A 12,721-nucleotide genomic window follows, 5' to 3' on the forward strand; every position below is an offset into this window, starting at 1 on the left:
TGGAGAGAATATAAAGAAATAACGTTTATTACGATGCCAGGAGCACCAACGTTACGTGTAGGCAGGTAATGCATAGCTAGCAGTGACATGAACGACCGGCTTGGTTTCGTCACTGGCGGAAAAAATCTGCACTTCACCCACCGCAAGGCGACGGCCCAGCTTGATCAGCTTGGCGTGGGCGATGATGTCGTGATCACCAGAAGCGGCCCGCAGGAAATGGCAGTTTAAGTCGCTGGTGACCGCCATGGCTTCCGGGCCAATTTGCGCCAGAATCGCTACGTAAAGCGCTACATCGGCGAAGCCCATCATGGTGGGGCCAGAAACGCGGGGGCCAGGGCGAAGGTGCTCATTGCCAATCGTTAAGCGCATGGTGGCGCACATATCGCCTACGTTTTCTATCTTGCCCATGCGCTGAGGAAATACATCATCAAGGAAGTGTTCGATTTGTTCGGCGGTCATGACGGTCATTGTTATTTTCCTGTGATTGATTTCGTTAACGTTAACGTAAGCATGTTATTAAGCTAAACAAAAGCCCCTCAAGGTGCGAGACCGTGAGGGGCTTTTAGCGACTATTGTCTAGTCAGTGCGCAGCGTTTACTTCGCTTTATGCACCTGACGCCACGCGTGCAGTAGCGGTTCGGTGTAGCCGGAAGGCTGTTCACGGCCTTTGAAGACAAGGTCTGAAGCCGCTTTAAAGGCAGTAGAGCCTTCAAAATTAGCGCTCATGGCGGTGTAGGTGGGGTCGCCCGCGTTCTGCTCATCGACCACTTTCGCCATACGCTTCAGTGTCTCTTCCACCCGTGCTTCGTCCACAATGCCGTGGTGCAGCCAGTTGGCAATGTGCTGGCTGGAAATACGCAGCGTGGCGCGGTCTTCCATCAAGCCGACGTTATGGATATCCGGTACTTTCGAGCAGCCTACGCCGTGCTCTACCCAGCGAACAACATAACCCAGAATGCCCTGGCAGTTGTTGTCCAACTCCTGCTGGATCTCTTCGTCCGACCAGCTGGGGTTTTCCGCCACCGGTACGGTTAGCAGGTCATCGAGGTAGTCTGGCTCACCTTGGGCTTCTAATTCGCGCTGAACATCAGTGACGTTTACCTGATGGTAATGCAGTGCGTGTAGCGCCGCAGCGGTAGGCGACGGCACCCATGCGGTGTTGGCACCGGCTTTCGGGTGACCAATTTTCTGCTCCAGCATGCTGTGCATTAGGTCCGGCATGGCCCACATGCCTTTGCCGATTTGGGCGCGGCCGCGCAGGCCACAGGCCAAGCCGATCTGTACGTTGTTTTTCTCGTACGCAGAGATCCAGGCGGCGCTTTTCATATCGCCCTTGCGAACCATCGGGCCTGCTTCCATGGCGGTGTGCATTTCGTCACCGGTGCGGTCGAGGAAGCCGGTGTTGATGAACACAACGCGGGAGGTGGCTTCAGCAATACACGCTTTCAGGTTGACCGTGGTGCGGCGCTCTTCGTCCATGATGCCCATTTTTAGGGTGTCACGGCTCATGCCCAGAATGTCTTCCACACGGGAGAACAGTTCATTGGCAAAGGCCACTTCCTTCGGACCGTGCATCTTCGGCTTAACGATATATACCGAGCCTGTGCGGGAGTTACGCGCTTGGTCGGCGTCTTTTTTCAGGTCGTGCAGGGCAATCAGTGAGGTGACCACAGCATCCAGAATGCCTTCCGGTAGCTCGTTGCCGTTCTCGTCCAGCACCGCTGGCGTGGTCATCAGGTGGCCCACGTTACGTACAAACAGCAGCGAACGGCCGGGCAGCGTGACGCTTCCGCCATCGGTGGTTTTCCATGTGCGGTCATCGTTCAGCTTACGGACAAACGTTTTGCCACCTTTATCGATGCTTTGTTCCAGGTCGCCCTTCATCAGGCCGAGCCAGTTACGGTATACACCCACTTTATCTTCAGAATCGACCGCGGCAATGGAGTCTTCGCAGTCCATAATGGCCGTTAGCGCCGCTTCTACCACCACGTCTTTTACGTGGGCGGGGTCGGTTTTACCGATCGGATGGCTGGCGTCGATCTGGATTTCCAGGTGCAGGCCGTTGTTGGCCAGCAGGATTGCTTCTGGGGCAGATGCTTCGCCGTTAAAGCCGATCAGCTTGCCGGAATCTTTCAAACCGGTTTCGCGACCGCCTTCCAGCGTGACCACCAAGTGTTCGTCGCGAATAACGTATTTAATCGCATCCCGGTGCGAGCCAGTGGCCAGCGGCGCTGCGCGGTCCAGCACGCCACGGGCGTAGGCAATCACCTTTTCGCCGCGCTTGGGGTTAAAGCTGGAGCCTTTCTCAGCGCCATTCTCTTCTGAAATTGCATCGGTGCCGTACAGCGCATCGTAAAGGCTGCCCCAGCGCGCGTTAGCCGCATTTAGCGCATAACGGGCGTTGCTCACCGGCACTACCAACTGTGGGCCTGCTTGAACAGCGACTTCACGGTCAACATTGGCAGTGGTGGCTTTTACGCTGTTCGGTGCCTCGACGAGGTAACCGACTTCTTTCAAAAAGCGGCGGTAAGCAGGCATGTCGCTGACTGGACCGGGGTTTTCACGGTGCCAGGTATCGAGCTTCTCTTGCAGCACATCGCGCTTTTCGAGTAGTTGACGGTTTTTGGGGGTCAAATCATGAAACAAGGCATCGACACCGGCCCAAAAAGCGCTTTCGTCGACGCCAGTCCCCGGCAGCGCCTGCTCGTTGATGAAGCGGTCTAAGTCGGCTGCCACCTGTAAACGGTGACGCGTGATACGCTCACTCATGGGGTCTCTCCTGTGAAGGTGCCCGTGGGTTAAGGAAAGGTCCACGGTCAGGGTAAAGGTATATTTATGGAAAATACTTCCATATCTGAACGTACATGTAAACAGCCTACTCTTTAAAGCGGCAAAATGCTCGACCAAATGATGAGAAAGGTAGCCCCTATTGCCTGACTCTTGGCCAATGGAAGGTGGCATTTATGGAGCGACGTTGATGCATAATTTCCAACACTTGGAAGGCTTGTTTCGGCAAGCGGCAGGTAAGTCATCGCTCTCACGCTTACGGCTGGGTGACGCGCTAACAGACGCCGTAAATGACTATTTTTGCCATTACGGTTTAGAAGCACTGCTCAATGACACTAGCGAGGTACATGCTGGATTCATTGATACGGGCCGTTTTGCCCTGTGGTGCCAGGTGTGGAGCCCTCCTAGGCCCACTGGAACCGCATTTGTCATTCACGGTTACTTTGACCATTTAGGGCTTTACCGGCACTTGCTTGGCTGCCTGCTGGCGCAGGGGTGGCGGGTGGTGCTTTGGGACTTGCCCGGTCATGGGCTTTCCAGCGGCCCCCGGGCAGAGATCGAAGACTTTGACGATTATCAGCACTGCTTAATGCATTTGCAGACTGCCCTGCAAGTTCAGGGTATGGCTCCTAAGCCGTGGCTGGGCGTAGGGCAAAGTACCGGTGCGGCGATACTGGCAACTGATGCCCTTACCCGGCGGGAAGCATCCGGCTGGTCGGGCATTGTGCTGCTGGCGCCGCTAGTGCGCCCCTGGCGCTGGAGCCAAGCTAGCTGGTTGCATCTGATAGCCAGCCCGTTTGTGAAGGAGCTGCCGCGTAATTATCGGCCCAACTCCACCGATGAGCAGTTTACCGAGTTTCTCCGCGACCACGACCCGCTCCAGCCCGAGCGTTTAAGCGTTGCCTGGATTACTGCCATGCGCCGCTGGATGCCGCGGTTGCTGGCGCTGCAGCCTAACCCCTTGCCTACCTTGATTCTGCAAGGTGAGCAGGATTTAACCGTCGACTGGGAGTGGAACTTAGATGTGTTAGCGGAGAAATTCCCTAATGCTGAGGTGCACCGCCACCCAGATGCCCGCCACCATCTCGTCAACGAAGCGGAACCTATCCGCGATGTGCTATTTGAAGCGCTGGATCATTTTGTCGAGAGTGTGCGTTAAGCCCCTTTCAACATTCGATCTAACTGCCGGTAGCCGATGGCTTCGATAAAGTGCGGCTGTGAGGGTTTAGGCTCGCCCTGTAGATCCGCCAGGGTGAGCGCAACGCGGAGCACGCGATGGTAGGCGCGGGCGGAAAGCTTGAGCTTTTCCAGCACGCTTGCCAGCCAGGCGCGCTCTTCGTCGTTAAGCGCGCAGGCGGCTTCTAAGGCTTTGCCACTCAGCTGGCTGTTAAGTGCGCCTCGGGCCATCTGCCGTTCGCGTGCGGCCATTACGCGCTCCCGCACGGCACTTGAAGGCTCGCCCTGGGTTTGGGCGGTGAGTTGCTCGGGTGGCAGCGCGGGGACTTCCACCTGTAGATCAATACGGTCAAGAAGCGGGCCTGAAAGCCGTGCTTGGTAGCGCTGAATTTGGCTGGCGCTGCACTGGCAGCGTTGGCGTGGGTCGCCTAAGTGCCCGCAGGGGCAGGGGTTCATGGCGGCTACGAGCTGAAATTGAGCAGGGTAGCGGCGCTCGTGGCTGGCGCGGGCTAGATGTATGGTACCTGTTTCTAGGGGTTGCCTCAGCACTTCTAAGACGTTGCGGGAGAACTCCGGCAGCTCGTCTAAAAACAGCACGCCGTGGTGAGCTAGCGAGATTTCCCCTGGTTTGGGTTTAGAGCCTCCGCCGACCAGTGCGGCGGCGCTGGCACTGTGGTGGGGTTGGCGAAACGGCCGCTGGCCCCAGTCGGCTTCTAACGGCAGCCCACATACGGAGCGCACTGCGGCGACTTCTAACGCATCCTCTTCTGAAAGCGGCGGCAGAATGCCGGGCAAGCGGCTGGCCAGCATGGTTTTGCCGGTGCCTGGCGGCCCTGCCAGTATCAGGTTGTGGCCGCCAGCAGCAGCGACTTCTAGCGCTCGGCGCGCTTGATGCTGGCCGCGCACGTCGGCTAAATCTGCCATGGGGGCAGTGGATTTAACTGACGCAGAGAGCTGATGGGGTGTGATTTTTTCCTGGCCCAAAAGGTGAGCAACTACCTGCCAGAGCGAGTCAGCGGGCAGAACGGGTAGATCGCCAGCCAGCGCCGCTTCATCGGCGCAGGCGCGAGGAATAATCAGCGCCTTGTTCGCTCGCCGGGTGGCCAAAGCAAAGGGCAGCACGCCGGGCACGGCGCGCAGCTTGCCATCTAGCGCTAGCTCGCCCGCGCACTCCATGCCTTCCAATGCTTCTACAGGTATCTGCCCGGAGGCGGCAAGAATGCCCAGGGCAATGGGAAGATCAAACCGGCCGCCCTCTTTGGGCAGGTCGGCGGGGGCAAGATTCAGGGTGATGCGTTTGGTGTTGGGAAAGTCAAAGACTGCGTTGATGAGTGCGCTACGCACCCGTTCGCGGCTCTCTTTCACCGCGGTTTCCGGCAGCCCCACCAGCGTAAGTCCCGGCAACCCATTGGCTAAATGAACCTCTACATGTACCGCCGGTGCCTCTAAGCCAACGCCTGCGCGTGTGGCAACAATGGCTAATGTCATCGCGCTCCCTCGCTACTTGTTATCATCCAGGTTTAGCCAAATCTTACTTTATTTTAACCAAGTAAACCTAGTAGTCGCCCTGGATTAGCCACCACTGTTCCTTTAGCGGCGATGGCGTGCTGTAGGGAGAAGTCGGGATAATCATGCATCACATTGGCGCAGGAGGGCGGCGGCAGGCGTATCAACGCACTGCCGTCTTGGTGACGCGTTTACGCTTACTCGTCGGTGGCGTTCGGCTTTGCAGCAGCCCCTGGCTGGATAGGCTTTGTCGAGTCGGTGTGATCAGGCGTAGGGGGCACCTCGGCCTCAAGCGGCGTGGTGTTGTTAGCCACAGAGGCTTCTACCGTGGCTTCTAAGCTAGCCACCTGCCGCTCCAGGGCTTCAACCCTTGCGCGAGTGCGCTGCAGCACATCCATCAGAATATCAAAGTCTTCCCGTGACACGAGTTCCAGGCGGTCAAAGGCGCCACGCACGACTTGCTGTACGCCTTTCTGGATATCTTCGGGAGCGTGGGATGCGTTTTGTAAACGATCGCCAATCTGCTGAGCGAGACGGCTGATGCGGTCTTGGGGCGCCATAGTTCTCTCCTTAAACGAACACGCATAAATGTGAACTGCTTAATAGTAAGGATACGCAACCCTTCGCTAATACGCATGTGTCGTTTGCATTTGTGCGCTCAGATTATCGTTGCATCGAAATGGGGCGCGCAGCTTTTTTGAATGATCACTTATGGTGCAGCGTCATGCTGCGCGCTATTTCAATTCTTGTCCTAAGCGTATTAAAGGTTCCGTATATTTTGTCAAGTTACTGACTTTAATAATAAAAAAATCGAGTGGCACGGTATGCGCATTAACGAGACAAGCACTTATTTCGGGCGACCATGTCGCCTCCTATTCAGCAGGGCTAATCCAGCAGGGGAGAACCGGGATGAAACTCATCACCGCTATCATCAAGCCATTCAAGCTTGACGACGTTCGTGAAGCGCTCGCCGACAACGGCGTTCAGGGCATCACGGTTACAGAGGTCAAAGGTTTTGGTCGTCAAAAGGGGCATACCGAGCTATATCGCGGCGCAGAGTATGTGGTCGATTTTTTACCCAAAGTAAAAGTGGAAGTTGCTGTTGATGATGCGCGTCTGGAAAGCGTTCTTGATGCTATTTGCAGCGCGGCGAACAGCGGCAAAATCGGGGACGGCAAGGTCTTTGTAACACCCCTTGAAGACGTGATTCGGATCCGTACCGGTGAGCGCGGCGCTGATGCCGTGTAATCCAGCCAGCTAATAACATCTTTCTATGGTTAATGGGGAACTGACAATGAACGAGCTTGCAGAGTTGAGTTACGCGCTCGACACCTTCTACTTCTTAATGTGTGGCGTGTTGGTCATGTGGATGGCGGCTGGCTTCTCGATGCTGGAAGCCGGTTTGGTGCGCTCTAAAAATACCGCCGAAATTCTCACCAAAAACATCGCGCTGTTTGCAATTGCCTGCACCATGTACCTCTTGTTGGGTTACTACCTGATGTACTCCAGCGCGGAAGGTGGTTTCCTGCCTAACCTTGGTTTCTTGCTAGGCGGTGAAAACAGCGCCGATGCGGTAACCGCGGGCGGTGATGACGCGCCTTACTACTCCATGCGTGCAGATTACTTCTTCCAAGTAGTATTTGTTGCCACGGCGATGTCGATTGTGTCGGGTGCGGTTGCCGAGCGCATGAAACTGTGGGCGTTTTTAGCCTTTGCTGTTGTGATGACGGGTGTGATTTATCCGGTATCGGGCTACTGGACTTGGGGCGGCGGCTGGATTGATGCGATCGGCTTCTCAGACTTTGCAGGTTCGGGCATTGTTCACATGGCTGGTGCGGCAGCTGCCTTAGCCGGTGTGCTGGTATTAGGTCCACGTAAGGGTAAATACGGTAACGACGGCACTATCCGGGCTATTCCTGGCGCTAATCTGCCGTTGGCAACGCTGGGTACCTTTATCCTGTGGATGGGCTGGTTCGGCTTTAACGGTGGCTCTGAGCTGAAGGTGTCAGACGTAGACTCCGCTAATAATGTTGCACAAGTCATGGTAAACACCAATGCAGCAGCGGCGGGGGGTGTTATTGCTGCGCTTATCCTGGCGAAGCTATGGTTCCGCAAGGCAGACCTGACGATGGCGCTTAACGGTGCACTGGCGGGCTTGGTGGCGATTACGGCTGAACCTTTGGCGCCTACTGCCTTCGGTGCAATGCTGATCGGTATGGTGGGTGGCCTGATCGTTGTGGTTTCCATCGTGATGCTCGACAAGCTGAAGCTTGATGATCCGGTCGGTGCGATCTCGGTGCACGGTGTGGTAGGCATCTGGGGCTGTCTGGCAGTGCCTCTGTCTAACGCTGATGCCACCTTCGGGGCGCAGATCATCGGTATGCTGGGCATCTTCGCCTGGGTCTTCTTGGCGAGCCTAGTGGTATGGCTGGTGCTGAAAGCCATCATGGGTATCCGCGTTAGCGAAGAAGAAGAGTATGAAGGGGTGGATATCGCTGAGTGCGGACTTGAAGCCTACCCTGAGTTTAGCGTTAAGAAATAAACGTGCGCTAATGAAGTGAGCCGGCGCGCTCCCTTGGCCTCCCTAACCGGGAGGCCTTTTTGTTTTAGGATACGCTTAGGCTACATTTGCGTTGATTTTTTATTCTCCGCCGGTAGCGGTGTATGCTTAACGGTAACGGGTGATGGGCTTTAACCACAGTGGCCCGCCAACCTTCGACAATAGGCCACCAAGCTAGAGGATGTCGCAATGAAATTAATCTCAGCCATTATCAAGCCGTTTAAGCTTGATGACGTACGCGAATCACTCTCTGATATCGGCGTGCAGGGCATTACAGTCACTGAAGTGAAGGGCTTTGGTCGTCAAAAAGGCCACACAGAGCTATACCGTGGTGCAGAGTATGTGGTGGATTTTCTGCCCAAAGTAAAGCTGGAGGTGGCGGTCGATGACGATATGGCGGAGCAGGTCATCGATGCCATCACGCAGGTGGCCAATACAGGCAAAATTGGCGACGGCAAAATCTTTGTCATGCCGCTTGAGCAGGTGATCCGTATTCGTACTGGTGAAACCGGGAAAGACGCTGTTTAGGTTAACGGTGAATAGTGAGTGGTGAAGTAAAAAGCTGTCAGTTTTTGCACTGTAAATAGTAAGCAGCACAAAGCCCCTGTGGATCAACTCCAGCAGGGGCTTTGTATTAGTGATGTGGTCATTAAAGTGACTAGAATTTTTCTACTCACGACTCACGACTCACGACTCACTTCTCAACAAAGGCACGCTCAATCACGTAATCGCCTGGCTCGCCCATTCGCGGAGAGATATTCAGGCCCAGCTCGTCCAGCAGCGCGCTGGTGTCGTCCAGCATGGCGGGGCTGCCACAAATCATCGCCCGGTCTTGGCGCGGATCAATCGGCGGAAGACCAGTATCTTCAAACAGTTTTCCACTGCGGATATGGTCGGTCAGGCGGCCCATGGTGTGGAACTCTTCGCGGGTGACCGTGGGGTAGTAAACCAGCTTCTCGGCGACCTCTTCGCCCAGGTATTCGTGAGCGGGCAGCTCCTTGGTGATGAAGTCAGCGTAGGCCAGCTCCGAGACTTCACGTACGCCGTGTATCAACACTACTTTCTCAAAGCGCTCATACACTTCAGGGTCTTGGATCAGGCTCATAAAGGGCGCAAGACCGGTGCCGGTGGAGAGCATGTAAAGGTTGCGACCCGGCAGCAGGTCGTCGCATACCAGGGTGCCGGTGGGCTTGCGGCTGACCATAATTTGATCGCCCACTTTTAAGTGCTGCAGGCGCGAGGTGAGAGGGCCGTCGGGCACTTTAATACTGAAAAACTCCAGGTGGTCTTCGTAGTTAGGGCTGGCGATGGAGTAGGCACGCATCAGCGGTTTGCCGTTTACTTCCAGGCCGATCATCACAAACTGACCATTTTTGAAGCGCAGGCTGCGCTCGCGGGTGGTGCGGAAGCTAAACAGAGTGTCGTTCCAGTGATGAACGCTGAGGACTTCTTCTAAGGCAAACTTGCTCATGCTGACTCCTCTAGGGGCAGAGTGGGCTACGCCTCGCCGCCATATTCTAAAAAAGAATAAAAAATAGCTGTATATGATGCTGCTAATTCTAAATAACGGGTGGTATATCTGTTAAGTGAATTATACTGATAACACTTATCTAAATAATAGATATAGAGCCCCGAACGGATAGGTCACTGCTATGCATTACACCCTGCGCCAGCTAGAGGTCTTTGTGGCGGTTGCCCAGCACGAAAGCGTTTCCCATGCAGCGCGTGCGCTTGCCATGTCTCAGTCCGCGACCAGTACGGCGTTGGCGGAGCTAGAGCGCCAATTCGACTGCCAACTGCTGGATCGTATAGGTAAGCGGTTAAAGCTTAATGCGCTCGGTTTTCAGCTGTTGCCCAAAGCCGTGGCCTTGCTGGACCGTGCCGAAGAAGTGGAGGAGCTACTGCGCGGCCAGCAGGGGGTAGGCGCGCTAGATGTCGGGGCAACCCTTACCATTGGCAACTACTTAGCCACGCTGCTGATTAGTGACTTTATGCAGCAGCACCCCGGCAGCCGCGTGCGTCTAGCGGTGCGCAATACGCGGCATATCATCGAAGGCGTGCGCCAGCACTCGCTGGATTTGGGGCTGATTGAAGGGCAGTGCGATGACGAGATGATTATCAGCCAGCCTTGGGTCGAAGATGAGCTTTGCGTGTTCTGCTCGCCGCGCCATCCACTGGCGGGGCGTGAGCATCTTGAACTGGAGCAGTTGCTCCGTGAGGATTGGATAATGCGCGAAGAGGGCTCAGGTACGCGCATGACCCTTGAGCACGCCGCCCGCCATCGGCGCAGTCGGTTTAATACCCTGCTGGAGCTTGAGCATACCGAAGGCATTAAACGGGCAGTGGAATCGGGCCTGGGTATCGGCTGCGTTTCCAGGTTGGCGCTACGCGATGCCTTCCGACGGGGCAGCTTAGTGCCGCTGCCCACGCCGGAGTTAGACTTAAGACGCCAGTTCACCTTTATTTGGCACCGCCACAAGTACCTCACCACCGGAGTGCGTGAGTTCCTGCGGCTCTGCCGCGAAATGACCGCGGGCGCTAAGCGTAGCGATGATATTCCGCTACCGCCGATTCCTTAGCCCATCAGCGGCACGTTTCTGGAGCCGGCAGTGAATACTCTTTTAGCGCCTCGCTGCCAGTCGTTTCAAGTGTGAAGCCACCCACCAATGCGGCCAACCGATCGGCTTGGTCTTTCAGCTGTTCGGCAGCGGTGGTGGATTCTTGCACCAGGGCAGCGTTTTGCTGGGTCATCTGGTCTAAGTCGGTCACAGCAATACTGACCTGGCTGATGCCATCGTTCTGTTCTTGCGCTGCTGTGCTGATGTCTCCTAGCATCTGAGTGACGCGCGTTACGCTCTGGGCCAGCTCACGCATAGCGGCTTCGGCATCGCGCACCATTTGGGTGCCGCTCTCTACTTTGTTGGCTGAGGCATCAATACGCTGGCGAATATCTTTGGCGGCGTCGCTACTACGCGACGCTAATTTGCGTACTTCATCTGCTACAACAGCAAACCCTCGCCCATGTTCCCCCGCCCGAGCGGCTTCGACGGATGCGTTTAGCGCCAGCAGGTTGGTTTGGAAGGCAATGCCATCAATGACGCTGACAATGCTCTGTATCTCATCAGAATTGGTACGAATATCCGTCATGGTGGTGACCACCTGCTCAAATGCGCTATCCGTGCGGGATGCTAGCTCCGAGGCGGTTTCGGAAAGCCCACTGGCTTCCTTAGAGGCGTGGGTCGTATGGCTAACGGTGCTGCTAATCTCTTCCATAGCAGAAGATGTTTGTTGCAGGCTGGCAGCGGCCTGTTCGGTTCGCCGTGAAAGATCGTGGCCCCCTTGGGTAATCTCATTGGCGGCATGATTGACCGCTTCGCTGCTGCGCCGTACATCCAGTAAAATCGCTTGGATTTTGGCGGCAAACGCATTGAATTGCTCGGCTAACGCTGCGCTCTCGTCGCGGCCATGCACCAGCAAACGCTGGGTAAGATCGCCACTGCCCGAGGCAATTTCCTGCATACGGTTAGCAAGCCGCTTTAATGGACGTGCGATTCGCCCACCAATCCACCAAAGGGCTATGACGCCAATAGAGGCAAGTAACAGGCCAACAAGCGTCATGCCGATCGTGTTTTGCTGGCGCTGGTCGCCGAGCAAACCTTGCAGCGTATTTAGCTCTGCCAGTACCAGTGACTCGGGTAGCTGCAACACCAGTACCCAGGGCTGCTCGGTACCCAGAGGAATAGGCTGGTAGCGCTGTAGCATGCCGTCATCTAGGCTGCTGTGGAGACTGCCCTGAAAGGCCGCTTGGGCAATCCCAGACATCAGCGTATTACTAAGCGACTCGCTTGCTGGTAAGCCAAGGCCACTTTCGCCTGCGGTGTCCGCTACTAAGCCGCCACGGCCGGCTACTAGCGCCATGCGGCCTGCTCCGTTATAGAGGGATTGATTGGCTTCGTTTAATAGCGTTTGAATAAAGTTAAGCGATAGATCCACCCCTGCGACGCCACGAAACTCCCCATCCACCACGATCGGTGCGTTGAAGGAGGTGACCAGCTCTGTGACGCCGTCATAGTCGTAGGCGGCGGGGTCAATAATGCAGGGGGCCAGCGTTTCGCGCGGGCACAGGTAGTACTCGCCTTCGCGAACGCCACTGGCTAGACGTGTTTGGCTCTCCATGGTATCGCCCAGGGGTAGTACCGCCAGGGAGCCGTCGCCGGTACGGTACCACCAAGGCATAAAACGGCCGCTGCCGTCATGTCCGTAGCGCTCATCACCCGCGTAGCGTGCGTCATCCCCAAAGGCGTTGGGCTCCCAGCCAATAAAGGCATCCAAAAGAGCAGGGTGATCGGCGACGGTTTGGCGAACCAGGTTCGATAACTGGCGGCGGCTCAGGTGTAACGCTCGGAACCCTTCTTCATCTTCTACGCCCATCAAGGCATTGGTAGATGCCAGTTGAGACGCGAGGGTCATCGCCGTGTCTAACTCTCGGCGGATGCGCTCGCCCTCTGCATCGGCAATGGCATCCAGCCGCGCATCAAGCGCGCCCTTAATTAAGGGGCGTGTATAGTCATCCACCGTTTGTTGGGTGCGGGCGGCGGCAATTAAGTTATACGCCACCAGCGCTGCAACGATGGCAAGTAAGCAAGGCGCGGCTAAGGCAACCACAAACGAGCGTAAAGAGCGAAAATGCAT

The 12,721-nt window shown here is 56.0% G+C and carries 11 protein-coding genes; 5 read left to right on the forward strand and 6 right to left on the reverse strand.

From position 1 onward, the window contains the following. Positions 1–51: 51 nt before the first annotated feature. Both BB497_04610 and BB497_04615 read right to left on the reverse strand, forming a co-directional pair. Entirely contained in the window at positions 52–468 is a 417-nt protein-coding gene (locus BB497_04610; protein ID AVI62033.1) for a phenylacetic acid degradation protein, read from the reverse strand. 126 nt (positions 469–594) lie between these two features. Continuing rightward, the gene (locus BB497_04615) at positions 595–2,769 is read right to left on the reverse strand and encodes a malate synthase G (GenBank protein AVI62034.1); all 2,175 of its coding nucleotides are present in this window, start codon (positions 2,767–2,769) and stop codon (positions 595–597) included. A gap of 208 nt (positions 2,770–2,977) precedes the next feature. Between BB497_04615 and BB497_04620 the strand changes: the two genes are divergently transcribed. After that, positions 2,978–3,946 carry an alpha/beta hydrolase gene (locus BB497_04620; GenBank protein AVI62035.1) on the forward strand — a complete coding sequence of 323 codons (969 nt, stop codon included), beginning with the start codon at positions 2,978–2,980 and terminating at the stop codon, positions 3,944–3,946. Here BB497_04620 and BB497_04625 read toward each other — a convergent pair. After that, a complete protein-coding gene (locus BB497_04625) occupies positions 3,943–5,451 on the reverse strand; it encodes an ATP-dependent protease (GenBank protein ID AVI62036.1) in 1,509 nt (502 codons plus the stop codon). The genes BB497_04620 and BB497_04625 overlap by 4 nt on opposite strands. A gap of 215 nt (positions 5,452–5,666) precedes the next feature. Then, positions 5,667–6,029 (reverse strand): hypothetical protein, encoded by a 363-nt coding sequence (locus tag BB497_04630; GenBank protein AVI62037.1) that lies wholly within the window; start codon positions 6,027–6,029, stop codon positions 5,667–5,669. Positions 6,030–6,378: 349 nt separating this feature from the next. On the opposite strand from BB497_04630, the gene BB497_04635 reads away from it, so the two are divergent. The 3 genes from BB497_04635 (at position 6,379) to BB497_04645 (ending at position 8,557) form a co-directional block, all read left to right on the forward strand. Then, complete coding sequence (locus tag BB497_04635; GenBank protein AVI62038.1) at positions 6,379–6,717, forward strand: transcriptional regulator; 339 nt, start codon at positions 6,379–6,381, stop codon at positions 6,715–6,717. 46 nt (positions 6,718–6,763) lie between these two features. Then, positions 6,764–8,011, forward strand: a complete 1,248-nt coding sequence (locus BB497_04640; GenBank protein ID AVI62039.1) for an ammonium transporter — start codon at positions 6,764–6,766, stop codon at positions 8,009–8,011. A 207-nt stretch (positions 8,012–8,218) separates the two neighbouring features. Next, complete coding sequence (locus BB497_04645) at positions 8,219–8,557, forward strand: transcriptional regulator (GenBank protein ID AVI62040.1); 339 nt, start codon at positions 8,219–8,221, stop codon at positions 8,555–8,557. A gap of 166 nt (positions 8,558–8,723) precedes the next feature. Here the strand turns inward: BB497_04645 and BB497_04650 are convergent, their stop codons facing one another. Next, positions 8,724–9,500: a ferredoxin--NADP(+) reductase gene (locus BB497_04650; protein AVI62041.1), complete on the reverse strand. Its 777-nt coding sequence runs from the start codon at positions 9,498–9,500 to the stop codon at positions 8,724–8,726. Between the two features lie 181 nt (positions 9,501–9,681). Here BB497_04650 and BB497_04655 point away from each other — a divergent pair, with 181 nt between their 5' ends. Continuing rightward, on the forward strand, positions 9,682–10,608 hold the full coding sequence (locus BB497_04655) for a LysR family transcriptional regulator (protein ID AVI62042.1): 927 nt from the start codon (positions 9,682–9,684) through the stop codon (positions 10,606–10,608). Between the two features lie 4 nt (positions 10,609–10,612). Here BB497_04655 and BB497_04660 read toward each other — a convergent pair whose 3' ends face one another. Continuing rightward, a complete protein-coding gene (locus tag BB497_04660) occupies positions 10,613–12,721 on the reverse strand; it encodes a chemotaxis protein (protein AVI62043.1) in 2,109 nt (702 codons plus the stop codon).

This window comes from Halomonas sp. GFAJ-1 (assembly GCA_002966495.1).
In the GTDB taxonomy this organism is placed as follows: Bacteria; Pseudomonadota; Gammaproteobacteria; order Pseudomonadales; family Halomonadaceae; genus Vreelandella.